The 25,567-nt window shown below is 72.0% G+C and carries 24 protein-coding genes and 1 tRNA gene; 12 read left to right on the forward strand and 13 right to left on the reverse strand.

Annotated features, from left to right (window positions below):
• Window positions 1-16: 16 nt before the first annotated feature.
• From cysS to AC07FJ_RS30745, 4 genes are all read left to right on the forward strand, one after another.
• Complete coding sequence (gene cysS / locus AC07FJ_RS30730) at window positions 17-1,417, forward strand: cysteine--tRNA ligase (RefSeq protein ID WP_479052467.1); 1,401 nt, start codon at window positions 17-19, stop codon at window positions 1,415-1,417.
• Between the two features lie 77 nt (window positions 1,418-1,494).
• The gene (rlmB, locus tag AC07FJ_RS30735) at window positions 1,495-2,445 is read left to right on the forward strand and encodes a 23S rRNA (guanosine(2251)-2'-O)-methyltransferase RlmB (protein ID WP_479052468.1); all 951 of its coding nucleotides are present in this window, start codon (window positions 1,495-1,497) and stop codon (window positions 2,443-2,445) included.
• 95 nt (window positions 2,446-2,540) lie between these two features.
• Window positions 2,541-4,181 carry a DoxX family membrane protein gene (locus AC07FJ_RS30740; protein ID WP_479052469.1) on the forward strand — a complete coding sequence of 547 codons (1,641 nt, stop codon included), beginning with the start codon at window positions 2,541-2,543 and terminating at the stop codon, window positions 4,179-4,181.
• A 112-nt stretch (window positions 4,182-4,293) separates the two neighbouring features.
• Window positions 4,294-5,028: a hypothetical protein gene (locus AC07FJ_RS30745; protein WP_479052470.1), complete on the forward strand. Its 735-nt coding sequence runs from the start codon at window positions 4,294-4,296 to the stop codon at window positions 5,026-5,028.
• A gap of 73 nt (window positions 5,029-5,101) precedes the next feature.
• Here AC07FJ_RS30745 and AC07FJ_RS30750 read toward each other — a convergent pair whose 3' ends face one another.
• The 5 genes from AC07FJ_RS30750 to AC07FJ_RS30770 form a co-directional block, all read right to left on the reverse strand.
• Window positions 5,102-5,818 carry a nucleotidyltransferase family protein gene (locus AC07FJ_RS30750; protein ID WP_361417135.1) on the reverse strand — a complete coding sequence of 239 codons (717 nt, stop codon included), beginning with the start codon at window positions 5,816-5,818 and terminating at the stop codon, window positions 5,102-5,104.
• A 16-nt stretch (window positions 5,819-5,834) separates the two neighbouring features.
• Complete coding sequence (locus AC07FJ_RS30755; protein ID WP_361417138.1) at window positions 5,835-6,248, reverse strand: hypothetical protein; 414 nt, start codon at window positions 6,246-6,248, stop codon at window positions 5,835-5,837.
• Between the two features lie 209 nt (window positions 6,249-6,457).
• Window positions 6,458-7,558 (reverse strand): ABC transporter ATP-binding protein, encoded by a 1,101-nt coding sequence (locus AC07FJ_RS30760; protein ID WP_479052471.1) that lies wholly within the window; start codon window positions 7,556-7,558, stop codon window positions 6,458-6,460.
• A gap of 345 nt (window positions 7,559-7,903) precedes the next feature.
• On the reverse strand, window positions 7,904-8,797 hold the full coding sequence (locus tag AC07FJ_RS30765; protein ID WP_479052472.1) for an RNA-guided endonuclease InsQ/TnpB family protein: 894 nt from the start codon (window positions 8,795-8,797) through the stop codon (window positions 7,904-7,906).
• Window positions 8,689-9,303, reverse strand: coding sequence for an RNA-guided endonuclease InsQ/TnpB family protein (locus tag AC07FJ_RS30770; protein WP_479052473.1), 615 nt, complete (start codon window positions 9,301-9,303; stop codon window positions 8,689-8,691). Before AC07FJ_RS30770 ends, AC07FJ_RS30765 begins: the two co-directional genes overlap by 109 nt.
• 152 nt (window positions 9,304-9,455) lie before the next feature.
• Between AC07FJ_RS30770 and AC07FJ_RS30775 the strand changes: the two genes are divergently transcribed.
• Window positions 9,456-9,533, forward strand: a tRNA-Thr gene (locus tag AC07FJ_RS30775).
• 181 nt (window positions 9,534-9,714) lie between these two features.
• Here the strand turns inward: AC07FJ_RS30775 and AC07FJ_RS30780 are convergent.
• Window positions 9,715-11,106 (reverse strand): NAD(P)/FAD-dependent oxidoreductase, encoded by a 1,392-nt coding sequence (locus tag AC07FJ_RS30780; RefSeq protein ID WP_479052474.1) that lies wholly within the window; start codon window positions 11,104-11,106, stop codon window positions 9,715-9,717.
• Window positions 11,107-11,167: 61 nt separating this feature from the next.
• On the opposite strand from AC07FJ_RS30780, the gene AC07FJ_RS30785 reads away from it, so the two are divergent.
• From AC07FJ_RS30785 to AC07FJ_RS30795, 3 genes are all read left to right on the forward strand, one after another.
• Window positions 11,168-12,052 (forward strand): aminoglycoside phosphotransferase family protein, encoded by an 885-nt coding sequence (locus AC07FJ_RS30785; protein ID WP_479052475.1) that lies wholly within the window; start codon window positions 11,168-11,170, stop codon window positions 12,050-12,052.
• Complete coding sequence (locus AC07FJ_RS30790) at window positions 12,049-12,525, forward strand: N-acetyltransferase family protein (protein ID WP_479052476.1); 477 nt, start codon at window positions 12,049-12,051, stop codon at window positions 12,523-12,525. The genes AC07FJ_RS30785 and AC07FJ_RS30790 overlap by 4 nt, the downstream gene beginning before the upstream one ends.
• Window positions 12,526-13,072: 547 nt before the next feature.
• A complete protein-coding gene (locus AC07FJ_RS30795; RefSeq protein ID WP_479052477.1) occupies window positions 13,073-15,430 on the forward strand; it encodes an Orn/Lys/Arg family decarboxylase in 2,358 nt (785 codons plus the stop codon).
• Between the two features lie 64 nt (window positions 15,431-15,494).
• Here the strand turns inward: AC07FJ_RS30795 and AC07FJ_RS30800 are convergent, their stop codons facing one another.
• The 4 genes from AC07FJ_RS30800 to AC07FJ_RS30815 are packed head-to-tail and all read right to left on the reverse strand — an operon-like array spanning window position 15,495 to window position 18,985.
• Window positions 15,495-16,496: a zinc-binding dehydrogenase gene (locus AC07FJ_RS30800; protein ID WP_479052478.1), complete on the reverse strand. Its 1,002-nt coding sequence runs from the start codon at window positions 16,494-16,496 to the stop codon at window positions 15,495-15,497.
• A 59-nt stretch (window positions 16,497-16,555) separates the two neighbouring features.
• Window positions 16,556-17,056: a hypothetical protein gene (locus tag AC07FJ_RS30805; protein ID WP_479052479.1), complete on the reverse strand. Its 501-nt coding sequence runs from the start codon at window positions 17,054-17,056 to the stop codon at window positions 16,556-16,558.
• Between the two features lie 43 nt (window positions 17,057-17,099).
• On the reverse strand, window positions 17,100-17,699 hold the full coding sequence (locus AC07FJ_RS30810) for a response regulator (protein ID WP_479052480.1): 600 nt from the start codon (window positions 17,697-17,699) through the stop codon (window positions 17,100-17,102).
• Complete coding sequence (locus tag AC07FJ_RS30815) at window positions 17,696-18,985, reverse strand: sensor histidine kinase (RefSeq protein ID WP_479052481.1); 1,290 nt, start codon at window positions 18,983-18,985, stop codon at window positions 17,696-17,698. Before AC07FJ_RS30815 ends, AC07FJ_RS30810 begins: the two co-directional genes overlap by 4 nt.
• A gap of 150 nt (window positions 18,986-19,135) precedes the next feature.
• Here AC07FJ_RS30815 and AC07FJ_RS30820 point away from each other — a divergent pair, with 150 nt between their 5' ends.
• Window positions 19,136-19,696: a GlcG/HbpS family heme-binding protein gene (locus tag AC07FJ_RS30820; RefSeq protein WP_479052482.1), complete on the forward strand. Its 561-nt coding sequence runs from the start codon at window positions 19,136-19,138 to the stop codon at window positions 19,694-19,696.
• A gap of 26 nt (window positions 19,697-19,722) precedes the next feature.
• A complete protein-coding gene (locus AC07FJ_RS30825) occupies window positions 19,723-21,117 on the forward strand; it encodes a M1 family metallopeptidase (RefSeq protein WP_479052483.1) in 1,395 nt (464 codons plus the stop codon).
• A gap of 36 nt (window positions 21,118-21,153) precedes the next feature.
• Here the strand turns inward: AC07FJ_RS30825 and AC07FJ_RS30830 are convergent, their stop codons facing one another.
• Window positions 21,154-21,669: a GNAT family N-acetyltransferase gene (locus AC07FJ_RS30830; protein WP_479052484.1), complete on the reverse strand. Its 516-nt coding sequence runs from the start codon at window positions 21,667-21,669 to the stop codon at window positions 21,154-21,156.
• Between the two features lie 148 nt (window positions 21,670-21,817).
• Entirely contained in the window at window positions 21,818-22,393 is a 576-nt protein-coding gene (locus tag AC07FJ_RS30835) for a TerD family protein (protein WP_479052485.1), read from the reverse strand.
• A gap of 118 nt (window positions 22,394-22,511) precedes the next feature.
• Here AC07FJ_RS30835 and arfB point away from each other — a divergent pair, with 118 nt between their 5' ends.
• Entirely contained in the window at window positions 22,512-22,949 is a 438-nt protein-coding gene (gene arfB, locus AC07FJ_RS30840) for an alternative ribosome rescue aminoacyl-tRNA hydrolase ArfB (protein WP_361417231.1), read from the forward strand.
• 14 nt (window positions 22,950-22,963) lie between these two features.
• Here the strand turns inward: arfB and AC07FJ_RS30845 are convergent, their stop codons facing one another.
• On the reverse strand, window positions 22,964-23,506 hold the full coding sequence (locus tag AC07FJ_RS30845) for a flavin reductase family protein (protein ID WP_479052486.1): 543 nt from the start codon (window positions 23,504-23,506) through the stop codon (window positions 22,964-22,966).
• Between the two features lie 295 nt (window positions 23,507-23,801).
• Here AC07FJ_RS30845 and cdgB point away from each other — a divergent pair, with 295 nt between their 5' ends.
• Window positions 23,802-25,493, forward strand: coding sequence for a diguanylate cyclase CdgB (gene cdgB, locus AC07FJ_RS30850; RefSeq protein WP_468294130.1), 1,692 nt, complete (start codon window positions 23,802-23,804; stop codon window positions 25,491-25,493).
• Window positions 25,494-25,567 lie beyond the last annotated feature (74 nt).

A 25,567-nucleotide genomic window follows, 5' to 3' on the forward strand; every position in this document is an offset into this window, starting at 1 on the left:
CCACTACTCTGGAGTGGTGACTATTCGCCTGTACGACACCAGCGCCCGGCAGATCCGCGACTTCACCCCGATCACGCCGGGCTGTGTCTCGATCTACCTGTGCGGCGCCACGGTGCAGGCCGCCCCGCACATCGGGCACATCAGGTCCGGGCTGAACTTCGACATCATGCGCCGCTGGTTCGCCTACCGCGGCTACGACGTGACGTTCGTCCGCAACGTCACGGACATCGACGACAAGATCATCGCCAAGTCCGCGGACCAGGGCCGCCCCTGGTGGGCCATCGGGTACGAGAACGAGCGCGCGTTCAACGACGGCTACGAGGCCCTCGGTTGCCTCCCGCCCACCTACGAGCCGCGCGCCACCGGGCACGTGACCGAGATGGTCGAGATGATGCGCGGCCTCATCGAGCGCGGCCACGCGTACGTGGCGGACGGCAGCGTCTACTTCGACGTGCGCTCCTTCCCGGAGTACCTGTCGCTGTCGAACCAGGACATCGACGACCTGCGCCAGCCCGCCGAGGAGGGCATCACCGGCAAGCGCGACCCGCGCGACTTCGCCATGTGGAAGGCGACCAAGCCGGGCGAGCCCGACTGGGAGACGCCGTGGGGCCGCGGCCGCCCCGGCTGGCACCTGGAGTGCTCGGCGATGGCGCACAAGTACCTGGGGACCGCCTTCGACATCCACGGCGGCGGCCTCGACCTGGTCTTCCCGCACCACGAGAACGAGATCGCGCAGGCCAAGGCGTACGGCGACGACTTCGCCCAGTACTGGGTGCACAACGCCTGGGTGACCATGAGCGGCGAGAAGATGTCCAAGTCGCTGGGCAACTCCGTGCTCGTCTCCGAGATGGTCCGGCAGTGGCGGCCGATCGTGCTGCGCTACTACCTGGGCACCCCGCACTACCGGTCGACGATCGAGTACAGCGAAGAGGCGCTGCGCGAGGCCGAGTCCGCCTTCGCGCGCATCGAGGGCTTCATCCAGCGGGTCGTCGAGAAGGCCGGCAAGGCCGTCGAGCCGGCCGCCGAGGTGCCGCCCGCCTTCGCCGAGGCGATGGACGACGACCTGGGCGTCCCGCAGGCGCTCGCGATCATCCACACCACCGTCCGCCAGGGCAACAGCGCGCTCGCCGCCGACGACAAGGACGCGGCGGTGGCCCGCCTCGCCGAGGTCCGCGCCATGCTCGGCGTCCTCGGCCTGGACCCGCTCGACCCGCACTGGGCGGGCGAGGCCGACCGGGGCGAGGACCTCCACGGCGTCGTCGACAGCCTCGTCCGCATGGTCCTGGACCAGCGCCAGTCGGCGCGGGCCCGCAAGGACTGGGCGACGGCGGACGCGATCCGCGACCAGCTCGGCCAGTCCGGCCTGGTCATCGAGGACAGCCCCGACGGCCCGCGTTGGACGCTCGGCGCGCGGTAGCCCCCGCGCTGGCACACTTCATATAGACGCTTCATACAGACGTACGTACGACACGCATCGACCAGAGCAGGTAAGTCATGGCCGGGAACAGCCAGCGCAGGAACCGCCGCACGTCCAACAAGAAGGGCGCGACGGTCGGCAGCGGTGGCCAGCGGCGCCGGGGCCTGGAAGGCAAGGGCCCGACGCCGCCCGCGTCCGCTCGCAAGGGGCACAAGAAGAACCGCATCGCCAACGCCCAGGCGAAGAAGGCCACGCGTCGTCCCGTCGCCCGCCGCGGCGGCAAGGGCACGTCCGAGATGGTCGTCGGCCGCAACCCCGTCTTCGAGGCCCTGCGCGACGGCGTGCCGGCGTCGACGCTGTACGTCCAGCAGTTCATCGACAACGACGAGCGGGTGCGCGACGCCCTGAAGCTCGCGGCCGACCGCGGCGGCATCAACCTCATGGAGGCCCCGCGCGCCGAGCTCGACCGCATGACGAACGGCCTCAACCACCAGGGCCTGGTCCTCCAGGTCCCGCCGTACGAGTACGCCCACCCCGAGGACCTCGCCGCGGCCGCCTTCGACGACGGCGAGGACCCGCTGATCGTCGCCCTCGACGGCGTCACCGACCCGCGCAACCTCGGCGCCGTCGTCCGCTCCGTCTCCGCCTTCGGCGGCCACGGCGTCGTCGTGCCCGAGCGCCGCGCGGCCGGCATGACCGCAGGCGCCTGGAAGACCGCGGCCGGCACCGCCGCCCGCACCCCGGTCGCCCGCGCCACCAACCTGACCCGCGCCCTGGAGGCGTACCAGAAGGCCGGCATCACGGTCGTCGGCCTGGACGCCGACGGTGACACCGAGGTCCACGAGCTGGACGCCCTCGGCGGCCCGGTCGTCATCGTCGTCGGCAGCGAGGGCAAGGGCCTCTCCCGCCTGGTCGGCGAGACCTGCGACTTCCTCGTCCGCATCCCGATGCCGGGCGGCGCCGAGTCGCTCAACGCCGGTGTCGCGGCCGGTGTCGTCCTGTACGAGGCGGCGCGCCGCCGCGCCTGACGCGTACACCCATCCGAGACCCGTCATGATCTTGACGGGTCTCGGACATTTCCCCGCCGTCAAGGCAGTGTCCTAACCCCGCGTCACTCGGTTAGATGAGTGTGGACACCAGAACGCCCCGGCCCGGGTTCGACGATCAGCCTGCGTTGAGCATGGTCAAGGTGGATTGCGATCCCGCGCAGGTCATCGTGAACCACGCCAGCTTCCGGGTGCAGCTCGCCCCGGTCAAGAAGCCTCGGTACGCCGAAACCGCCACCCGTGTACCCGCCGTGAGCGCGGGCGCGGCGGGAGCGGGAGGACGGCGGCGGGCGACCGTCGTATGGAGCGGGAAGTCGTCACCCGGCGACCCCGGAGCGACCGGCCTCCTGCAGGCCGTACGGGACTCCGCCGCCGTGGACACCCTCGACCCGTCGCGCGACGCCGGCGCCACCCAGGTCATCCCCCGCGTCACCCTCTCCGACGACACCATGCCGACGCCCCTCCTGCCGCCCATGCGGCGCGCCGAAAGCGCCTACGAGGAGGGCGGCTACGGGGAGAGCGGCTACGAGGGGGGCGCCTACGGGGGGCGCGACCGCCACGACCGGCACGGCTCGGCCGCCCACGCCGACGGCACCGACCAGGACGACTACGCCGCGGACGACACCCCCACGCGCGGCAGCGGCGACCGCCGCGCGGCCTACGCCGACGCCGCCGCCCAGCGGCACGCCTACTACCCCGGCCGCCGCATGAACCTCGGCGTCGTCCTGCTGCCCCTGCGCGTCTTCCTCGGCTTCATCTCCATCTACGCCGGCATGGGCAAGCTCTGCGACCCCGTCTACTTCGACGGCGGCGAGCGCGGCTCCATGGTCAAGTGGCTCACCTCCCTCCACCCCTGGCCCGCCGCCGAACCGCTGCGCGACTTCGCCCTCGCCCACCCCGTCGGCGCCGGACTCACCGTCGCCTTCGCTCAGGTCATCGTCGGCGTGCTCACCGTCCTCGGCCTCTGGCAGCGGGTGGCGGCCGTCTTCGGCGCGCTGCTCTCCGCCGCGCTCATCCTCACCGTCAGCTGGCGCACGGTCCCCGCGTACGACGCGCCCGACATCGTCTACCTCGCCGCCTGGTCCCCGCTGATCATCGCGGGCGCCCCCGTCTACTCCATCGACGGCCGCCTCGCCGGCGAGGCCTGGCGCACGCTCGGCCCCCGCTCCGCCCTGTGGGACCTGCGCCGCCGCGTCCTGCGGCGCGGGGCGCTCGTCGCGTCCGTCGTGGTGGGCCTGACGCTGCTCATCGGGTCGGTGCTCGGCGGAGCCGTACGCTCCACCGAGATGGTCACCGTGCCCGGACCGAACGACGACCCGACCAACCACCTGCCCGGCCGGCCCCTGCCGCAGGAGCCCGGCTCGCAGTCCACGCCCTCCCGCGGCGAGTCCTCCCACCGGCCGCCCAAGCCGTCCGCGTCCACCTCCACGTCCCCGACCGCCGACGAGTCGACCCCGTCCGGGACCGTCCGGGAGAGCGAGCGCGCGCAGGAGCAGCGGCCGACCGCCACGCAGGGCACCGGTCAGCGGCCCCCGCAGCAGTCCCGGCCCGTGGACCCGGAGCCGCCGGCCAGCAGCAGCTCGGGCCCGTCCTCCAGCGGCTCCACCGGCACCTCGGGCGGTGGCGGCGGTGGCTCCGACGACAGCGGCTCGGGCGGCTCCGAGGACGGCGGTTCCAGCGGCGGCAACCAGAACCCGATCGGAGGCCTGCTCGGCTGACCCGCACGACCACGAGCGAGAGGGGCCGTCACCGTGTTCCCCACGGTGACGGCCCCTCGGCGCATGCCACCCGGCCGAAGGCTCGGCCCCCGGTCTTCCGTAGCCTTCCGCTATGAGCGCCGCCGTGCACATCCCGGAGTACTTCGAGGACTGCGACCTGGTCGAGGGCGAGGATCTCGTGCGAGACCCCGCCTTCTGGCTCGCCCATCTCCTGTTGACGATGGGTGACCCGGGTGGGGAGCCAGAGCGGTACGGGGTGGACGCATCGGCTTACGAAGCGATGGTGGATCGCCTCGGCGACCCCGAGCAGCCCTGGCCCGTCGTGCGGGTCCGCTTCGCCGGTGGGCATACGGCCTACGTCGCCTACGCCACCTTCGAGGACGAGAACAACGTCGACTTCTTCGTCCGCCACCCCGCATGGGGGCGACTGGGTCACCTCGGGCAGTGCGGCGCCGACGAGGCCGGCCCGGGCCTGTCCTGGGCCGAACTCATCACTCTGGCCGCGAGCACGCAGGACGGCGACGAAGGTCTGTCCGACCCGTCCCAGCGCCTCCTGCTGCTCCTCCCGATGCTCGGCGATGCCGACATGCCCGTCGAGGCGCGTGACACCGTGGCGCAGGCGCTCGCGAGCTGTGGGATACGTCCGGACGCGGCCGACGAGCTGGCCGCGACCCTGGTGGGCGAGCAGGACGCGACCGGCGGGCCCCGGTGGACCGTGACCGACGACAGTCCGATCGCCGTGTGCTCGTCCCCGTACAGCCCTCGACGGGTACCGCTCGCCCTCGGTATCTCCCCGGAGCAGGCCCAGGCTCTGGCCAACGCCCTCTACGGCTCCGTGCCGGCATAGAGGGGCGACACCTGGATCAATCGATCCAGATCAGCATCGCGTGGCCGGTAGGCCGCGGGGTTCGACGACAAGCTCAGAACTGGTACGCGGCGAGCTCCTCCGCCGCCCGTTCCAGGTCCTTCGCCGTGTCGATGGCCCGCCAGTAGGCGCCCTGTGGCAGCGGGAAGCCCGCCAGGCGGCGCTCGCGGGCGAGGCGGGGGAAGGTGGTGCGCTCGTGGTCGCCCACGTCCGGCAGCAGCGGTGTGAAGGCGGGGGAGAGGACGTACACGCCGGCGTTGATGAGGTACGGCGACGGCGGCGCCTCGACGAAGTCGGTGACGTTCCCGAAGGTGTCGGTCTCGACGGCGCCCCAGGGGATGCGGGGCCGGGCCAGCGCGAGGGTGGCGAGGGCGTCCCGCTCGGCGTGGAAGGCGGCCATCTCGCGCAGTGAGAAGCGCGTCCAGATGTCGCCGTTCGTGGCGTACCAGGGCTGGTCGGGGCGCGGCAGGCGCGCGGCCGCGTACTTCAGGCCGCCGCCCCGGCCGAGCGGCTCGGACTCGACGACGGTGGTGACGCGCAGCGGCAGTTCGGCGGTCTCCAGCCAGCGCTGGAGGACGTCCGCGAGGTGGCCGCAGGAGACGACGGCGTCCGTGACGCCCTCAGCGGCGAGCCAGGAAAGCTGATGGCCGATGATCGGGGTCCCGGTTCCCGGGATCTCGACCATCGGCTTGGGGCGGTCGTCGGTGTACGGGCGCAGACGCGAACCCTGGCCGCCCGCCAGGATCACGGCCTGCGTCGGAGAGGTGTGCATACCTCGACAGGGTGGCTCAGCTCTCGTTCGCGACGCCGGAGGCGTACGACGTGTCGCACACGGGGCGGGAGTACGACTGGGCGCGCACGGGCCCGTAGTGGAGGACGGCGGCGCGGCCGAGGGCGCGGGCGATCGACATGCAGTGCTTGGCGAGCGACGGCCGCTCCTCCACCTCGCGCTGCAGGCTGGTCAGCGCGACACCGGGGTTCTCCTCCTGAAGCTGTGCGAGGAGGCGGTCGCGGAGAATATCCTGCGGTGCACGGGACTTGGCCCGTACGGAGACGTTCTCCGACGACGCGGTGAGCAACTGCGACTCGGAGCGGCTGCCGGCCCACGGGACACTGGTGACCGCGAGAGTTCCGGAGAGCACCAGGACGACGGGCAGGACGAGGGCGAGAGTGCGGCCGATTCGGCGTGCTGTGTGGGTCACGGACGTGAGCGTAGCGGCCAGTGATGATTTGGAGACATTTAGTCACCCCCACGGGGGATGGTTCGACGCGCCTTTTCGAATCGGGTGTTGACGAACGAGGTCCGAAATGACCCATGTGCCGGGGTATTTGTCGACATCCGGGCGGGCGGGCGGACCTACGGGAACGGCCCCGCACCGAAGTGCGGGGCCGTTGCCGGGGTGTGAGGGCGTCAGCCGCTGAGGCGCTCGCCCGTCGAGGTCGAGAAGACGTGGATCTCCTCCGGGCGCGGCACGACGTGCAGCACGGAGCCCTTCTCCGGGATGGAGCGGCCGCCGACGCGGACCACCAGGTCCTTGTCGTCCTCGCCGCCGACGCGGGCGGAGCCGTACACGTACCCGTCGGCGCCGAGCTCCTCGACGACGTTGACCAGGACCGCCACGCCCTGGTCGCTCTCGGCGCCCGCGACGTCGAAGTGCTCCGGGCGGACACCGACCGTCACGGTCTTGTCGCCCTTGCCGGTCGCGGCGGCCAGCGCCTCGCGCGACACGGGGACGACGCTGTTGCCGAACTTCACGCCGCCGTCGGTGATCGGGACCTCGACCAGGTTCATGGCGGGGGAGCCGATGAACCCGGCGACGAAGAGGTTCGCCGGCCGGTCGTACATGTTGCGCGGCGTGTCGACCTGCTGCAGCAGCCCGTCCTTGAGCACCGCGACGCGGTCGCCCATCGTCAGCGCCTCGACCTGGTCGTGGGTGACGTACACGGTGGTGATGCCGAGACGGCGCTGCAGGCTCGCGATCTGCGTACGCGTGGAGACACGGAGCTTGGCGTCGAGGTTCGACAGCGGCTCGTCCATGAGGAACACCTGCGGCTCCCGCACGATGGCCCGCCCCATCGCGACGCGCTGGCGCTGACCGCCGGAGAGCGCCTTCGGCTTGCGGTCCAGGTACTCGGTGAGGTCGAGGATCTTCGCCGCCTCCTCGACCTTCTTGCGGATCTCCGCCTTGTTCACGCCGGCGATCTTGAGCGCGAAGCCCATGTTGTCGGCGACGGTCATGTGCGGGTACAGCGCGTAGTTCTGGAACACCATGGCGATGTCCCGGTCCTTCGGCGGCAGGTGCGTGACGTCGCGGTCCCCGATGCGGATCGCGCCGCCGTTGACGTCCTCCAGGCCGGCGAGCATGCGCAGGGAGGTGGACTTGCCACAGCCGGACGGGCCGACGAGGACGAGGAACTCGCCGTCGGCGATCTCGATCTCGAGCTGGTCGACGGCGGGCTTGGTGCCCCCGGGGTAGATCCGGGTCGCTTTGTCGAACGTGACGGAAGCCATGGTGATGTGATCCCTTCACCGGCAGGAACGTGCCGGACGATCCGAGTGGAAGGAAGTGATGGGTCTAGTCCACGTGGGTGAACTCCGGGTGACGGTACCTGGCCGGATGGCGTCTGTCAGTAGGTGGAGGCGGGCGACTTTGGTCTCGTGCAGGTGGTGGCAGAGCACCTCTCTTGTGGCCGCGCCCCGTCACACGCGGTGCGTAGGCGCCCTCGCGGACACCCCTTCCTGCTTCCTCACCCCTTGCCGTCCGGCCATGACCCTCGAGGGCCACGCCCGGACGGTCTTACGCGGGCTCCACAGGCATGACGGCCGACGGCCCATCGGTCCGTACTGCATTGAGGCTCACGCCGCCGGTGAGTACTCCACCAGCTCGGAGGCCTTGATCACCGGCGGCAACGTCTCGCCCGGAGGCAGGGCCGTGGCCAGCAGCCAGTACAGCCGCACGCCCTCCTGCCGGAGGTTCACCGCCGCGTTCACATCGCGGTCGTGGGCGACGCCGCAGTCCTGGCACGTCCACTCGCGAACCGAGACGTCCAAGCGCGGCCCCTTGGCGTGGCAGGCGGAGCAGCGACGCGTCGAGGGGAAGAAGCGGTCCACGATCACCAGGGTTCGGCCGTACCACTCGCACTTGTAGCGCAGCCGGCGCAGCAGCTCGCCCCAGGCGGCATCCCTGATCGACTGGTTCAGCTTGGCCTTGCGGCGCTTGCCCTTTCCGACCGCGGGACGCAGCAGGTTGGTGATCGGCAGTTCCTCCACCACGAGCACTTGGTTCTCGCGCACGAGGCGGGTCGTGAACTGGTCCAGCATGTCCCTGCGGACATCACCGATGAGCGCGTACAGCCGGGCGATCCGCTGCCGGACCTTGTCCCGGTTCTTCGAGCCCCTCTCCTTCCTGTGCAGCTGCCGCTGGAGGCCGGCGAGCTGCTTCGCGTACTTCTTCAGCAGGCGGGGGTGCTTCAGCTTCCGGCCGTCGTTCAACGTCACCAACGCGGCCAGACCGAGATCCAGTCCCACGGCCTTCGGCTCGTTTCCGTGAGGAAGGAACACCGGTGGCAAGGGAGTGATCCGCTCCTCCACCAGCAGGGCGACGAAGTATCGTCCTGCCCTGTCCCGCGTCACCGTCAGCTTCACCGGCACCACCCCGGCGGGCAGGGAGCGCGACCACCGGACATCCAGCGGAGTCGTCTGCTTGGCCAGTGTGACCAGGCCGGTTCCCGGGCGCTCCGGATCCTCCACCCACCGAAGCCGGTGCGGACGTACGTCGCCGAGTCCCGTGACACCCGCTTTCGCTTGAACGTCGGATACTTCTCCGTCTTCCGGAAGAACCGCTGGAACGCCGCATCCAGGTGCCGCAGCGACTGCTGGAGAACCGTCGACGAGACCTCCTGGAGCCAGGACGTCCCTTCGGCCCGCCGCCAGCCCGTCAGGGCCCGGCATGTCTCGGCGAAGCCCACGGACACCCGGTACTTCTCCCACGCCTCCGAGCGGAGTGTGAGGCCCTGGTTGTAGACCCACCGGCACGCGCCGAAGGTTCGCTCAAGCTGCTGAGCCTGCTCCGGGGTCGGATAGAAGCGGAAGCGGTAGACACGCTGTTGCGTATCGGCCTCCTTCGCGCGGCTGCGCAGCGGAGCGGCGGCGCGTGTCCGGTGCTTGCGCCGGTCGCCGATGCCCAGCGTCTCGCGCTTGACGCGCTTGGCCTCCGCGCCGGTGATCCGCACGCGATCAGGTGCCCCCTCGGTCACCGCCTCACCCCCAGGATCCGGTCTTCTGCGCTGCACTTCAGTTCGCTCAACGAACAGGTGGGCGGGAGGTTGCGAGGGGAGGAACCTCGTGGCTTCGGCATCCGGCGCTGTGTACAGTGGGGAGGCCTCGCGTTCACTCGCGCGTGAGCGTTGCCTCCTTAGCTCAGTCCGGCCAGAGCAACGCACTTGTAATGCGTAGGTCGTCGGTTCGAATCCGACAGGGGGCTCCAAGAAACCGTGTCCCGGACCGCTCAGGTCCGGGACACTTTCTTGTGCGAGCTGTAGCGCTCGGTTCCATAGAGCTGCCGATTACAACCGGCCACGCGATATGCCCGGCGTATGCGGAGACCTTTCTTTCCACCGCGAAATGGCGCCCGTAGAACGAGGTGTGGAGTAGGCCGTGCCTGCCCGTCAGTGCCTGCCCGAGAGGCGGTCCGCCAAGGTGGCGAGGCGGGGGGTTGTGGGGGTGTGGGTGGTGGACTCCTGGTGGTCCGCGGTGCGGTAGGCGGCGTAGAGGGTGTGGACGCCGAGCCAGCGCAGGGGTTCCGGTTCCCAGGGGCGGACCTTGTGGTTGACCCAGGGGAGGGTGGTGAGGTCCGTGGGGCCGGACTGGCCGGAGTCCTGCTGGATCAGGTCGCGCAGGGTGCGGGCGGCGAGGTTGGCGGTGGCGACGCCCGAGCCGACGTAGCCGCCGGCCCAGCCGAGGCCGGTGGAGCGGTCGAGGGTGACGGTGGCGCACCAGTCGCGGGGGACGCCGAGGACGCCGGACCAGGCGTGGGCGATGCGGGTGCCGGCGAGGGCGGGGAAGAAGCGGATCAGGATGTCGCGCAGGGCCTCGATGGTGGCGGGCTGGGTGCGGCCGTCGTGGTCGGTACGTGAGCCGTAGCGGTACGGGATGCCGCGGCCGCCGAGGGCGATGCGGTCGTCGGCGGTGCGCTGGGCGTACATGTAGGCGTGGGCCATGTCGCCGAGGGTTTCGCGGTTGCTCCAGCCGAGTTCGTCCCACAGCTCGGGCGGTAGCGGCTCTGTGGCGATCATGGAGGAGTTCATGGGGAGCCAGGTGCGCTTGTGGCCCTTGAGGTTCGCGGTGAAGCCCTCGGTGCAGCGCAGGACGTAGGGCGCGCGGACCGTGCCGTACGGGGTGACGGCGTGCTTCGGCTTGATCTCGGTGACGGGTGTCGATTCGTGGATCGTGACGCCGAGGGCTTCGACGGCGGCGGCCAGGCCCTTGACCAGCTTCACCGGGTGGATGCGGGCGCCGTGCGGCGTCCAGCTGGAGCCGACCGCGCCGGTGACGCGGATGCGGGCGGCGGTGTCGCGGGCGCCGTAGAGCTCGCGGTCGGTTTCGCCGAAGGCCACCTCGACGGAGTGGAAGTCCTTCAGGCGGGCCAGTTGGGCGGGGGTGTGGGCGACTTCGAGGACGCCGCCCTGGTGGATGTCGGCGTCGATGCCCTCGTCGCCGGCGACCTTGACGACCTCCGCGACGGTGGCGTTCATCGCCCGCTGGAGGCGTACCGCGGCCTCGTGGCCGTGGCGCTTGGCGTAGCGGGCGCGGCCGGCGATGCCGTTGTAGAGCCAGCCGCCGTTGCGGCCGGAGGCGCCGTAGCCGCAGAACCTGCCTTCCAGGACGGTGATGTTGAGGAAGGGGACGGCCTTCTTGAGGTAGTACGCGGTCCACAGGCCGGTGTAGCCGCCGCCGACGATGCAGACGTCTGCCGTGGTGTCGCCGGGGAGTGGTTCCCGGGGGGCCGGCGTGCCCTCCTGTGCGTACCAGAACGATATGCCGCCGTTGACGGTGTCCATGTGGTTCCTTGGGTGCTGCTGTCGGGTGGGTGTGGACGTTACTGGATGGGGGCGTGGCGCGGTGATCGAGGTGCCGGGCGAGTTGGCGCGTACGCAGGAGGAGTTCAACGGCGCGGAGGGGCGGGCGTTCGTCGCCGCGCTGCCGGGGCTGGTGGAGCGGTTCCTGGGGGAGTGGGGGCTGCGGCAGGCGGGGCCGGTGATGCACGGTCTGGTCGCGCTGGTGGTGCCGGTGGTGACGGCGGCCGGGGCGCGGGCGGCGCTGAAGCTGCAGCTGCTGGACGAGGAGAGCGCGGGCGAGGGCGCCGCGCTGCGGGCGTGGGCCGGGGAGGGGGCCGTACGGCTCCTGGCGGAGGACGCCGCGACCGGCACGCTGCTGCTGGAGTGGCTGCCGCACGGCCGGTCCCTGTCGGCGGTCGGGGACGCGCGGGAGGCGACGGCGGTCCTGGCGGGGGTGTTGGCGCGGCTGGTGGCGACGCCGGCGCCGGCCGGGCTGCGGCGGCTGGGCGACATGGCGGCGGACATGCTCGACGGCGTACCGGAGGCGCTGCGCCGGCTGGCGCGGGCGGAGGACCGGTGGCTGGTGCGGGAGTGCGCGGCGGCGGTGCGGGAGGTGGCGGGGGAGCCGGGGGACCGGCTGCTCCACTGGGACCTGCACTTCGACAACGTGCTGGCGGCGGACCGGGAGCCGTGGCTGGCGATCGACCCGAAGCCGCTGGCCGGTGATCCGGGGTTCGAGCTGCTGCCGGCGCTGTGCAACCGGTTCGAGCCCGGTGAGGTGCGGTGGCGGTTCGACCTGATGACGGAGGTGCTGGGGCTCGACCGGGAGCGGGCCCGGGCGTGGACGCTGGGGCGGGTGCTGGAGGACTCCCTGTGGGAGGTGGAGGACGAGGAGGAGGCGGTCCTGGCCGGAGAGCGGGCGGAGGTGGGCCGGATACTGCTCTCATGATTCGTACTGCTGTGGTCGACGACGTCCCTGTCCTTCACGCGATGGTCCGCGAGCTCGCCGCGTACGAGAAGGCGCTCGACGAGGTGCGGGCGAGCGAGGAGCAGCTGCGGGAGGCGCTGTTCGGCGAGCGCCCGGCGGCGTACGCGCACATCGCGGAGACGGAGGACGGCGAGGCGGTCGGCTTCGCGTTGTGGTTCCTCAACTTCTCGACGTGGCGCGGGGTGCACGGGATCTACCTGGAGGACCTGTACGTACGGCCGGAGGCGCGCGGCGGCGGGCACGGCAAGGCGCTGCTGACGGAGCTGGCGCGGATCTGTGTGGCGCGGGGGTACGAGCGGCTGGAGTGGTCGGTGTTGAACTGGAACACGCCGTCGATCGACTTCTACGAGTCGCTGGGGGCGCGGCCGCAGGACGAGTGGACGGTGTACCGGCTGACGGACGACGCTCTCCACAAGCTGGGTGCGGGCGCGTAGCGCGCCGCTGGCGCAAGAGCGCCACCAGCCCTCAACTGCCGTGCAGGCGCCTGGAGTCCGGGACAGCGGCCGGATAGCCTGCCTGCATGCACCTCACTGATCCGGGCGCATGGGGGGCCAGGCCCCGGCGGATGTTAAGGGGACCCGCCGGGGCCGGTCTCTCCGCTCCTGCGAGGCGGTACCCCTACCGCCTTGGCGGCGGGCGATGGCTTGCCGTATGCCCGGATAAGGAGGATGCAAGATGGCCGCAAGGGAGAAGGAGTCGTGGATCAAGGAACTGGCTTCACGGTTCGCGGTCGCACTCGCGGCTAAGGCGGTGTGGGCTGCGATCATGAGGCTGGCTCTCCGCGACGACGCCTGAGCAGAGCTGTCCGGCCGGCCTTCGGAACCCCTTGCCGAGGGCCGGCTGTTTTCGTCGCGCGGCCGCCTTTGCCGAGGTCGCAGCATGCTCCCTTTCGCGCCTCGGCGGCCGAACGGCCTCTTCCGCGTGGCCGGGATGTCCGGCTTGTGTCACGGTCGGGGGCGTGGAGGACGGAGGTGCGTTCCGGTGACGAGTTCCACGATCCTGGTCGCCGTCGGGGATCCGGCGGACTGCGGTGCCGTTCCGGCCGCGAAGATGGAGCAGGTGTGTGCCGCGCTGCGGAGCCGGGGGCACGAGGTCCTGGCGGTCGGTGACGTGTCGGACGCCGTGGCCGTGGCCGTCTCGCAAGCGGATCTGGCCGCCGCCGTCGTGAGCTGGGAGCTGCCCGACCGGCTGGGGCGGATGCGCGACACGAAGAACCCGGCCGAGGGTGCTCTGCGCGCGCTCCTGGAACGGTTCTCGTCGCGGCTGCCGGTGTTCCTCGTGACCACCGGGGACTACGCGGACGACACCCCGCTGTGGGTGTCGGAGGTGATCAACGGCTGGGTGTGGCTGCTGGAGGACACGCCGGACTTCATCGCCGGCCGGATCGACTTCGCCGCCCGCCAGTACTTCGAGCACATCCTGCCGCCGTTCTTCCGCGAGCTGCGCCGCTTCGACGACACGCACGAGTACTCGTGGCACACCCCCGCCCACGCCGGCGGGGTGGCGTTCCTGAAGTCGCCGGTGGGCAAGATGTTCCACGACTACTACGGGGAGCGGCTGTTCCGGTCGGACGTCTCCGTCTCCGTGGGCGAGCTGGGTTCGCTCTTCGAGCACACCGGGCCCATCGGGGAGGCGGAGCGCAACGCGGCGCGGATCTTCGGCGCGGACGAGACGTACTTCGTGCTGCACGGCACCTCCACCTCGACGCGCATGATCATCCACGGCGTGGTCGCCAAGGACGAGATCGTGGTGCTGGACCGCAACTGCCACAAGTCGATCGACCACGGTGTCACCCTCGCCGCGGCCCGCCCGGTGTATCTCGTACCGACGCGCAACGGCTACGGCATCACCGGCCCCATCCCGCCGCACCGGCTGCGGCCCGAGGCGGTGCGGCGGCAGATCGAGGGCAGCCCGCTGGCCAGGGTCGCCGCGAACGACCAGCCGGTGTACGCCGTCGTCACCAACTCGACCTACGACGGGCTGTGTTACGACACCGTGCGGGTGGCCGAGCTGATCGGTCCGGCCACCTCGGTGCTGCACTTCGACGAGGCGTGGTTCGCCTACGCCCGCTTCCACCCGCTGTACGCCCGCCGCTTCGGGATGGCGGTCGGCGGCGCGGGCGGGACCTCGGACGGCACCTCGGACGGCCTTCCGGACGAGACGCGGCCGACCGTCTTCACCACGCACTCGACCCACAAGCTGCTCGCCGCGCTGTCGCAGGCGTCGATGATCCACGTCAAGAGCGCACCGAAGGCGCCGTTCGAACGGGCGCTGTTCGACGAGACGTACATGATGCACGCCACGACCTCGCCGTCGTACCCGATGATCGCGTCCTGCGATGTGGCGGCCGGGATGATGGACGGCCCCGCCGGGCAGTGGCTCACCACGGAGGCCATCAGCGAGGCGATCCGCTTCCGGCAGGCGGTGGTCCGGCTCGGGCGGCGGCTCGCCGAGGAGCAGAGCCGGCGGCCGTGGTTCTTCGGGGTCTGGCAGCCGACGGAGGTCGTGCACCCGTACACCGGTCAGCGGTACGCCTTCGAGAGCGCGCCGCTGGAGCTGCTCCAGACGGACCCGAACTGCTGGACGCTGGATCCGGAGGCCGACTGGCACGGGTTCCCGGGCCTGGAGCCGGGCTTCTGCCTGCTGGACCCGGTCAAGGTGACGATGACGTGCCCCGGTACGGACGCCTCCGGGGCCGTGGCGGACTTCGGCATTCCGGCGCGCATCGTGACCGAGTACCTGGAGACGCGGCAGATCGTGGTCGAGAAGACCGACGTCTACACCTTCCTGGTGCTGTTCTCGATGGGCATCACCAAGGGCAAGTGGGGCACGCTGCTCGACGCGCTCACCGACTTCAAGCACCTCTTCGACAAGGCCGTCCCGCTCGCGGACGCGCTCCCCGCCCTCGTACGCGCGCACCCCGAGCGGTACGGCGCGCTGAGCCTGCCGGAGCTGTGCGCCGAGATGCACGGCTATCTGCGGGAGAGCCGGCTCATCGAGCTGGGGAACCAGGCGTTCACCAGCGCCGAGCCGCCCGAGCCGGTGCTGACGCCGGTCGAGGCGTACCAGCGGTTCATCCGGGGCGGTACGGAGCTGGTGCCGTTGTCCGAGGTGGCCGAGCGGGTCGTCGCCACGCAGGTGACGACGACCCCGCCCGGCATCCCGGTCCTCATGCCCGGGGAGCGCGCCGGGCGGCACGACGGGCCGCTGCTGGCCTACCTGCGGGTGCTGGAGGCCTTCGACCAGCGCTTCCCGGGGTTCGCGAGCGAGACGCACGGGGTGCACCACGCCGAGGGCCGGTACTGGCTGCGCTGCGTCAAGGAGCCCGTCGCGGGTTGAGTCCTCACGGGATGAGCCCTCACGGGATGAGCCCTTACGGGTTGAGCCCTCACGGGTTGAGTCCTCACGGCACGAGGACGACCTTGCCCGTCGTCGCCCTGGTCTCCAGGGCGCGGTGGGCTGCGGCCGCCTCGGCGAGCGGGAAGCGCTGGACGGCCGGGCGCAGGCGGCCGGCGGCGGCTTCGGCGAGGGAGGCGAGCTCCAGGTTGCGGACGTCGCCGCCCGCCTTCTGGAGCATGGCGGGGCCGAGGACGTTGACGGAGGTGATGCCACGCTCGGCGAGCTCGTCGTCGGTGTACGTGAGCGGCTCGCCGTCGTGCAGGTTCTCGCCCGCCCAGCCGTAGACGACGTGCCGCCCGCCCTTGCCGAGGAGGTCGACGGCGGCGCGGGCGGTGTCGCCGCCGACGCCGTCGAAGACGACGGTCGCGGGCCGGGCGTCCCCGAGGTGGGCGCGGACGCGGTCCGGCCAGTCGGGGAGCCGGTAGTCGACGGCGAGGTCGGCGCCGTTCGCCTCGACGCGGGCCGTCTTGGCGGGGCCGCCGGCGAGGCCGATGACGGTGGCGCCGGCGTTCTTCGCGTACTGGACGAGGAGCGTGCCGATACCGCCGGCCGCGGCCGTGACGAGGACGACGTCGGCGGGGCCGAGCTCGGTGAACTGGAGGATGCCCAGGGTGGTGCGGCCCGTGCCGATCATGGCGACCGCCTCGGCCTCGTCGAGGCCCGGCGGTATCGCGTGGAGCCGGGCCGCGTCGACGACGGCGAGCTCGGCGTAGCCGCCGGGCGCGAGGCCCAGGTGCGCGACGACGCGCGTGCCGAGCCAGGCGGGGTCGGTGCCCTCGCCGAGCGCGTCGACGGTTCCGGCGACCTCGCGGCCGGGGATGGTGGGCAGCTCGGCGGGGGCGGGGAAGGGGCCCTTCATGCCCTCGCGCAGCGCGGTGTCGAGGAGGTGCACGCCGGCCGCGGCGACGGCGATCCGGACCTGGCCGGGGGCGGGGCGGGGGTCGGGCGTCTGCTCGTAGGTCAGGTTCTCGGCGGGACCGAAGGCGTGGAGGCGGATGGCGTGCACGGGCTGTCTCCCTTGTCGTGGTGAGGGAGCCCAGCCTCCGACCTCAAGTCCGCTTGAGGTCAAGCGATGCGGGGGAAGCGCGACTGGAGCGTCCAGATCGCCGGGTTGTCCGCCAGGCCCTCGTGCATGTCCGTCAGGTCCGCGATCAGGTCGTGCAGGAAGTCGCGGGACTCGCGGCGCAGCACGGCGTGGCCGAAGGTCAGCGGGGGCTCGTCGGCCGGCATCCAGTCGGCCTCGACGTCCACCCAGCCGAAGCGGCGCTCGAAGAGCATGCGGTCGGAGGACTCGGTGAAGTCGAGCTCGGCGTACTGCGGCTTCGCCGAGCGGCTGCCGAGCGGGTCGCGGTCGAGGCGCTCGACGATGTCGCACAGCGCCCACGCGAAGTCGAGCACCGGCACCCATCCCCAGGCTGTGGACACCTCGCGGTCGGTCTCGGTGTCGGCGAGGTACACGTCGCCGCAGAAGAGGTCGTGCCGCAGGGCGTGGACGTCCGCGTGGCGGTAGTCGGTCTGCGGAGGGTCGGGGAAGCGGCGGGAGAGGGAGTAGCCGATGTCGAGCACGTGGTCGATGGTGTCACGCCGAGGAGCCCGGCTCCTACGAGAGCTACGGCAGCAGGCGCTGCTCCTTCGCCACCGCCACCGCGCCCGCGCGCGTGTCCACGCCGAGTTTCGCGTAGATGCGGCCCAGGTGCGTCTTGACCGTCGCCTCGCTGATGAAGAGCGCCCGGGCGATCTCCCGGTTGCCGAGGCCCCGGGCCAGCTGGCCCAGGATGTCCAGCTCCCGGTGGGTGAGGGAGGGGGCGCGGTGCTGCGGGACGGTGCGGCTCAGGGCCCGGCGGCCCTCCGCCGCGGCGTGGATCGCGGCGAACAGCTCCTCCGGGCGCTCCGCCTTCAGCAGGTAGCCGGTGGCGCCCGCGTCGACGGCGCGGGTGACGTCGGCGTCCGTGTCGTACGTCGTGAGGACCAGCACCCGCACCTCGGGCGAGGCGATGCGGCGCGTGGCCTCCACGCCGTCGATGCCCTCCCCGAGCTGGAGGTCCATCAGGACGACGTCCGGAGTCAGCTTGGCGGCCATGGCGACCGCCTCCTCGCCGCCGCCCGCCTCGCCGACGACCTCGATGCCGGGCGCGCTGGCGAGCAGGGCGCGCAGCCCGGCGCGTACGACGGCGTGGTCGTCGCAGAGCAGAATGCGTACGGCGCTCATCGCGGGGGCTCCAGGGGGATCGAGACCGACAGGACCGTGCCCTCGCCGGGCGCGGATTCGATGGTGAGGGTGCCGCCGAGCTGTTCGGCGCGCGCCCGGATCGCGGGCAGCCCGTGGCCGCGGAGGCCCTTGCGTACGGCGGCGGGGTCGAAACCGCGGCCGTCGTCCGCGATGTCGAGCACGACCTGGTCGTCCAGGTAGGTGAGGGTCAGCGCGGCGGAGGTCGCGCCCGCGTGCTCGCGGACGTTGGCGAGCGCGCCCTGCGCGATGCGCAGCAGCGCGGAGCGCACCCGGTCGGGCAGGGCGGCGATCGGCGTGCCGTCGACGCGGAAGGCGACCGGGAAGCCGGCCGCGGCGCGGGCGGATTCGCGGGTCGCGTCGCGGGCCGAGGCGGCGGCCGCGGCGGCGGTCGATTCGCCGGCCGATTCGCGGGTCGCGCCGTCGGTCGCGTCGCGGGCCGGCCCTCCGGCGGACTCGCGTGCCGGTGCACGGGCCGATTCGCGGGCCGGTGCACGGGTCGATTCGCGGGCAGCGAGGGCGGCGAGCGCGTCCTCCAGGTCCGCGCCGCCCGCGAGGTCGGCGGGCGCCAGGTCGTGGACGAAGCGGCGCGCCTCGGCGAGGTCGCGCTCGGCGATCGACGCGGCCGTACGCACATGGCGGCGCGCGGTCGCCGGGTCGACGTCCCAGGTGCGGTCGGCGGCCTGGAGCAGCATGCGCAGGCTGGACAGGCCCTGCGCCAGGGTGTCGTGGATCTCCATCGACAGCCGCTGCCGTTCGGCGAGGGTGCCCTCGCGCCGTTCGGTCGCCGCCAGCCGGTCGGCCTGCCGCCGCGTGTGCAGGAACACGGCGGTGGCGATCGCCGCGACGGCGGGCGGCGCGACCAGCACGTTCGGGTCCAGGGCGCCGTCCGACAGCCGCAGCTGCGCGGCGACCACGAACGCCGTCAGCAGCACCACCAGCGCGAGCGCGGCGCGCGGCGGCAGCGTGCGCAGGCCGGTGTAGAAGAGAGGCACCGCGCACCACGCGAAGCTCGGCGCCAGCACCACCAGCACCACCCACACGGCGACGACGGTGCCCAGCCAGGCCAGCCGGCGCGGGCTCGGCAGGACGTACAGCACCGCGAGCGCCGCCGAAAGGCCCACCACCCACGGGCCGAGCTCCGCCCACGGGTGGCGCAGCAGGAACCGCACCAGCGAGGCGCCGAGCAGCGCGAAGAACGCGGCGTGCATCACCCGCGCCAGCCTGCGGGCGTCGGCGTCCTGCTCCACGGCGCGCTCCTTGTCCATACGACCGTCATACGCCGCCATCCTCACCCGGGCACGGCGGCGCGGCATCAACCGATCGGCTGACCCCGGACCCCCGTCGGCGGCCCCAGGATCGAAGACGTAGCCCTCCCCCGAACGTACGAGCAGTACGAGCCGTACGAAGGAGTCCCCGTGAAGAAGATGTCGCTGCGCGCCCGCGTCCTGACCGGTGCCGTCGCCGCCGCCGCCCTGTCCGCCGGTACCTTCGGCGCGATATCGGCGAACGCCGCCGCGCCCGCCGCCCCGGCCGCCGCGCCCGCGCAGACGGTCGACGCCTCCGACCACCACCTGCGCACCACGCAGCACCTCACCATCGACGCCGCCACCAAGGCCGCGCAGGCCGCCCTCAAGGCCGCCGAGAAGGACAACCAGCGCGTCACGGTCGCCGTCGTCGACCGCAACGGCACCACCCTCGTCACCCTGCGCGGCGACGGCGCCGGCCCGCAGTCGTACGACTCCGCCATCCGCAAGGCGTTCACCGCCGTCTCCTGGAACGCCCCGACGTCCGAGCTCGTCAAGCGCCTCCAGAACGCGCCGAACCTCAAGGACATCCCGGGCACCCTCTTCCTCGGCGGCGGCGCCCCGGTCGCGGCCGACGGCGCGCCGATCGCGGGCATCGGCGTGGCGGGCGCGCCCAGCGGCGACCTCGACGAGAAGTACGCCCAGGCGGGCGTCGCCTCGCTGGGCAAGTGACCGCGGGCCGTCCGTAGGATCGGTGCGTGGATCACCGACCCTTACGGAGACGTGTGCGGACCGCCGCCGCCCTGCTGCTCGCCGGAACCCTCACCGCGGGCTGTACGAGCGGCGGCGGCGCGGCCGTGGCGGCCGAGCCCGGCGCCGCCGGCCTGCGCGACCCGTACTTCCCCCGGCTCGGCAACGGCGGTTACGACGTCCGGCACTACGCCCTCACCCTCGACTACGACCCCGCCAGCGGCCGCCTCACCGGCACCGCCGACATCACCGCCCGCACCACCCAGGCCCTCAGCGCCTTCAACCTCGACCTGGCCGGGCTGACGGTGCGCTCCGCCACCGTCGACGGCGAGCCCGCCGCCGTGAGCCGCTCCGGCGAGGAGCTGACCGTCCGGCCCGCGAGCGACCTCGCCGACGACGCCACCTTCCGTACCGTGATCCGCTACTCCGGCGTCCCGCTCTCCTACACCGACGAGGACGCCGAGGAGGGCTGGCTGAAGTCCTCCGACGGGGCACTGGCGCTGGGCCAGCCGACCGGTTCGATGACGTGGTTCCCCGGCAACCACCACCCCAGCGACAAGGCCACGTACGCGGTCACCGTCACCGTCCCGGAGGGGTACGAGGCGCTGTCCAACGGCGAGTTGAAGGAGCACCGCACGCGGCGCGGGCGCGCGACGTACGCCTGGCGTTCCGCCGAGCCGATGGCGAGCTACCTCGCGACGGTCGCCGTGGGCCGGTACGAGACCAAGGTCTCGCGCACGCCGTCCGGGCTGCCCGTCCACACCGCCACCAAGGGCTCCGAGGCGGACCAGGAACTGCTCGCCCGCATCCCCGAGCTGCTGGAGTGGGAGGCGGAGAACTTCGGCCCGTACCCCTTCTCCTCCGTCGGCGCGATCGTGGACCCGACCGTCGACGTGCCGTACGCGCTGGAGACGCAGACCCGGCCCTTCTTCGCGGCGGACACCTTCACGGTGGAGTTCGTCGTCCACGAGCTGGCCCACCAGTGGTACGGGAACTCGGTCTCGCCGGAATCGTGGCGGGACATGTGGCTCAACGAGAGCTTCGCGACGTACGCCGAGTGGCTGTACGCGGAGGACTTCGAGGACAAGCCCGCGCAGGAGAACTTCGAGGAGGCCTTCGCCGACGCGGCGAACTGGGCCTTCCCGCCCGCCGCTCCGCCGTCGGCGGAGCGGATCTCCGACGCGCCCGTCTACGGCCGGGGCGCGATGGTCCTGCACAAGATCCGCCAGGCCGTCGGCGACGACACCTTCTTCGCGATCCTGCGCGGCTGGCCGGCGGAGCACCGGCACGGCAACGCCTCGACCACCGACTTCACGCGGTACGTGGAGGGCAGGGCCGGGAAGGACCTGAGCGCGGTGTGGGACGTCTGGCTGTACGGCGAGGAACGCCCGGCCCGGCCGTGACGAGGCCCGAGGTCCCCGGGAGGCCCCGCGCGTGGCCTACAGCGCCTTGCGCATGACCACGGAGTCGCGGCCGAGCCGCAGGTCCTTGCGGCGGTCGAGCTCCTCGTACCCGAGCGCCCTCCAGAAGGCGACCGCCTTGGGATTGTTCTCCAGGACCGCCAGCCTGACGCCCTGGCGGCCCGCCTCCCGGAAGCGTTTCTCGACGATCTCGGCGAGCTCGCGGCCGAAGCCGACGCGGTGGTCGCGGGCGTGGACCATGAGCAGCCCGATCCAGGGGTCCGGGTCGTCGGGGTCGGTGGGGTGGTGCGCCCGGGTCACCGAGACGCCGATGACGTGCCCCGCCGAACGGGCGAGCAGCACCTCGGCGTCCGGGTGCGCCAGCTCCTCGGCGAGCGAGGCGGCGACCTGCTCGGGCCGGATGTCGTCGGGGTCCGGGAAGTCCCCGCTGAGCTGCTGGAACTCCCGGTTCGACGCGTACAGCTCGGTCAGCTCGGTGAGGAGCGGGCCGGGCAGCGAGCCGTCCTCCCGGACCCCCAGGGGTTCGACGATCACGTGAAAACAGTAGGGGGTGTCCGGCGGATCAGGCTGGATAAGCGAGCGGCGTCGCAGGGCGTCGCGAGCCCAGCATGATCCGCCGGACACCCCCTGGGGGCCCCGGCGCGGTCTTCGCCGCCGGGGCCGTACCGAAGGGGGCGACGCGTCAGAGGTTGACGCCGAAGTCGCGGGCGATGCCCTCCAGGCCCGAGGCGTAGCCCTGGCCGACGGCGCGGAACTTCCACTCGGTGCCGTTGCGGTACAGCTCGCCGAAGACCATGGCGGTCTCGGTGGCGGCGTCCTCGCTCAGGTCGTAGCGCGCGATCTCGGCGCCGCCGGCCTGGTTGACGATGCGGATGTAGGCGTTGCGCACCTGGCCGAAGTTCTGCGAGCGGTTGACCGCGTCGTAGATGGAGACCGGGAAGACGATCTTGTCGACGGTGGCGGGGAGGCCCGCGAGGTTGACGTTGATCTGCTCGTCGTCGCCGCCGCCCTCGCCGGTGCGGTTGTCACCGGTGTGGACGATGGTCTGGTCCGGCGTCGACTTGTTGTTGAAGAAGACGAAATGGCCGTCGGAGACGACCTTGCCGGAGGCGTCGACGCCGATGGCGGAGGCGTCGAGGTCGAAGTCGGTGCCGGTGGTCGTGCGGACGTCCCAGCCGAGGCCCACAGTGACGGCGGTCAGGCCCGGCGCCTCCTTGGTCAGCGAGACATTGCCGCCCTTGGACAGGCTTACAGCCATGGAGTCCCCTTCGTAGTTCATTGACTGGCGTCACTTCACATAACGCGGTGCGCAGCCCAAGGGTTCCATGACCCGGGGCCGGAAAACGGGGTGACGTGACCGCGTCGGGACCGGGAACATGGTGGGCATGTCCGGTCCCTATGTCATCCGCGGCTCGGTCTCCCTGCCGGAGGCCGAGCTCATGTGGCGTTTCTCCAGGTCCTCCGGGCCGGGCGGGCAGCACGTGAACACCAGCGACTCGCAGGTGGAGCTGCGCTTCGACCTCGCGCGTACGGAGTCGCTCCCGCCGGTCTGGAAGGAGCGGGCGCTCCAGCGGCTCGGCGGGCGCCTGGTGGACGGCGTGGTCAGCGTCCGCGCCTCGGAGCACCGCTCGCAGTGGCGCAACCGCGAGACGGCGGCGGTGCGGCTGGCGTCCCTCCTGGCGGAGGCGACGGCTCCGCCGCCGAAGCCGCGCCGTGCGACGAAGATCCCCCGGGGGATCAACGAGCGCCGCCTGCGGGAGAAGAAGCAGCGCGCCGAGACCAAGCGCGGACGCTCGTCCCGCGACTGGTCGTAGTCGCCTCACCGGCCTCAGCTCAGGTGGCGGTACTTGCCGCGGAAGTACAGCAGGGGCTCGCCCTGCGGGCTGGGGAAGTCGGCGCCGAGCACGCGGCCGATCACCAGGGTGTGGTCGCCCGCCACCACGCGCTGTTCGGTACGGCACTCCAGGGTGGCCAGGGCCCCGCCCACCAGGGGCGCGCCGCTCGCCTCGCCGCGCGTGTACGGGATGTCGGCGAACAGCAGCCGGTCGCTGATGCGGCCCTTCATCGCGAAGCGCCCCGCGATGTGCCGCTGGCTTTCGGCGAGTACCGAGACGCCCCACAGCGGCTGCTCGTCCAGCAGGTCGTCCATGCGGGAGCCGTTGCGCAGGCTGACCATGACCAGCGGCGGGTCCAGCGACACCGACATGAAGGCCGTCGCCGTCATGCCGACGTCCTCGCCCAGCGGCGGCTCGACGGCGGTCACCAGCACCACACCCGCGGCCAGCCGCGACATGGCGGCACGGAACTCGTCGTTGCTCACCCCCTCAGGATGGGGGACGGCGGGGGCTGAAGGCGGGGTCGTCGGGAACACACCCGGAACGCTAACCTTGCCCGCCTACCGGCCGCATCGGCCCAAGGGACCAGCCGGGTCCTAGGACCCCGTGCCGGAAGCGGCCGGGGAGTTGCCGGAAGCAAAGGAACGCCGCGCCGCAGTGCCTCCCACGCGCCCCGACCCCACCGTTTGTGACTTGAGTCACAGAGCCCGGGAATTGTTGACCCTGTGTACCGGGTGCGCAGCTCGCTGTGATTCAGTGGCCGATGACAGTGCAACACGAGCGCCGATGAGAACCCTGGAGTTGCTGTCGAGGTCTCGGGGAGAGCGAGCAATGGAGACCGAGTCGGAGCCGTACGTCCGTCTTGCGACCCTGCGGCAGCTGCATCAGGTCGTCGCCAACCTCAACACGGCCCGCAGTCTGGCCGACACGCTGCAAACCGTCGCCGACGGCGTCATCCAAGGCCTCGGCTACGAGCTGGCCTGCGTCAACCTCGTACGCCCCGACGGTGACCTGGTCGTCGCCGCCTTCGCCGGCAGCGCCGCCGCCGAAGCGCTGATCACCGGCCGGGTCGGCTCGCGCGCCTCCTGGGAGCGCCGCCTGTCCATGGGCGAGGCGTGGGGGGACCTGCGCTTCATCCCGCACACCGAGGGCTGGGTCCTGATAGAGGACGACGTCCCCCAGTGGCACACCGAGGGCCCCGAGCCCCGCTTCGAGGACGAGTGGCACCCCCGCGACCGCCTCTACGCCCCGATGTACGCCTCGGGCAGCGGCCGCGAGCTCCTCGGGGTCATCTCCGTCGACCGGCCCCGCAACGGCCGTCGCCCCGGCCCCTGGGGCCAGGAGGCGCTCCAGATGTACGCCTCGCAGGCCGCGATTGCGATCAGCAACGCCCGGCTGAGAGCAAACATGCAGCGGGCGCTGGTCCGCCTGGAGCGTGAGCAGCAGGCCCTGCGGGCCAGTGAAGAGTCGTTCCGCCAGGCCTTCGAGTACGCGCCCTCCGGCATGGCCATCGCCGAGATGGGCGGCGACCAGCACGGCCGGCTGCTGCGCGCCAACGACGCGCTGTGCCGGCTGCTGAACCGTCCCGCCTCCGTCATGCGGCGCTACTCCTTCGCCGACCTCGTCCACCCCGAGGACATCGGCACCCTGCTGCGCACCTCCGCCGAGGGCGGCCGCGCCGAGCTGCGCCTCGGGCGCCGCGACGGCACGTACGTGTGGGTGTCCCTGCGGAACTCGGTGGTCGCCGACACCGCCGACGGGCCGCGCTTCCTGCTCACCCACGTCGAGGACATCGAGGAGCGCAAGCGGCACGAGCTCCAGCTCGCCCACCGCGCCTCGCACGACGCGCTGACGGGCCTGCCCAACAGCGCCGAGCTCCGCGCCCGCCTCAGCTCCCGGCTGTGCGCGCGCCCGCAGGCGGTCCGGTCGGCGGCGTCGACGCCGGACGCGTACGCCCCCGAGAGCGCCGCGTACGAGTTCGACTACGAGTACGAGAACCAGCACCCGCACCCGCCCCAGCAGAACCACGGCCACGGGTTCGACTTCGGTCCCGACGCCGCCGGGGCGTACGACCACCACGTCCACACGGTCGCGCCGCCCGCCGACAACGACGTCGACGACGGTACGAAGGGGCTCGCGGTCCTCTTCTGCGACCTCGACGGCTTCAAGTCGATCAACGACCGGTTCGGGCACCACACCGGTGACGCCGTCCTGATCGAGGTGGCCCGCCGCCTCACCGCCGGCGTCCGGGACGGCGACACCGTCGCCCGGCTCGGCGGCGACGAGTTCGTCGTCCTCGCCGACGGCCTCGGCGCGGCCGACGCCGCCGACCTCGCCGTCCGGCTGCGGAACGCGATCATCCCGCCCATCCGGGTCGACGGCCGCGCGGTCCGGGTGGGGGCGAGTTTCGGCATCGGCTGGGCGGAGTGCGGAATGTCCGTCGAAGAGGTCCTGAACTCCGCTGACCAGCGCATGTACATAGAGAAGCGCTCCCGCTCCAAGGTTCATCGCCGGGCCGGGTAGGGGGTCGCCCGCGGATCGGGCCGGATCAGGGAGCGGGGGCAGATGCCCGTGCCAGGCCACGCGAGCCCGGCAAG

This window comes from Streptomyces sp. NPDC045998 (assembly GCF_056430285.1).

Coding starts and splice junctions, on each gene's coding strand:
- rlmB (WP_479052468.1), top strand. CDS start 1,495: ATGGCCGGGAACAGCCAGCGCAGGAACCGCCGCACGTCCAACAAGAAG.
- AC07FJ_RS30740 (WP_479052469.1), top strand. CDS start 2,541: ATGAGTGTGGACACCAGAACGCCCCGGCCCGGGTTCGACGATCAGCCT.
- AC07FJ_RS30745 (WP_479052470.1), top strand. CDS start 4,294: ATGAGCGCCGCCGTGCACATCCCGGAGTACTTCGAGGACTGCGACCTG.
- AC07FJ_RS30750 (WP_361417135.1), bottom strand. CDS start 5,818: ATGCACACCTCTCCGACGCAGGCCGTGATCCTGGCGGGCGGCCAGGGT.
- AC07FJ_RS30760 (WP_479052471.1), bottom strand. CDS start 7,558: ATGGCTTCCGTCACGTTCGACAAAGCGACCCGGATCTACCCCGGGGGC.
- AC07FJ_RS30780 (WP_479052474.1), bottom strand. CDS start 11,106: ATGGACACCGTCAACGGCGGCATATCGTTCTGGTACGCACAGGAGGGC.
- AC07FJ_RS30790 (WP_479052476.1), top strand. CDS start 12,049: ATGATTCGTACTGCTGTGGTCGACGACGTCCCTGTCCTTCACGCGATG.
- AC07FJ_RS30810 (WP_479052480.1), bottom strand. CDS start 17,699: ATGAGCGCCGTACGCATTCTGCTCTGCGACGACCACGCCGTCGTACGC.
- AC07FJ_RS30815 (WP_479052481.1), bottom strand. CDS start 18,985: ATGGACAAGGAGCGCGCCGTGGAGCAGGACGCCGACGCCCGCAGGCTG.
- AC07FJ_RS30835 (WP_479052485.1), bottom strand. CDS start 22,393: ATGGCTGTAAGCCTGTCCAAGGGCGGCAATGTCTCGCTGACCAAGGAG.
- arfB (WP_361417231.1), top strand. CDS start 22,512: ATGGTGGGCATGTCCGGTCCCTATGTCATCCGCGGCTCGGTCTCCCTG.
- cdgB (WP_468294130.1), top strand. CDS start 23,802: ATGGAGACCGAGTCGGAGCCGTACGTCCGTCTTGCGACCCTGCGGCAG.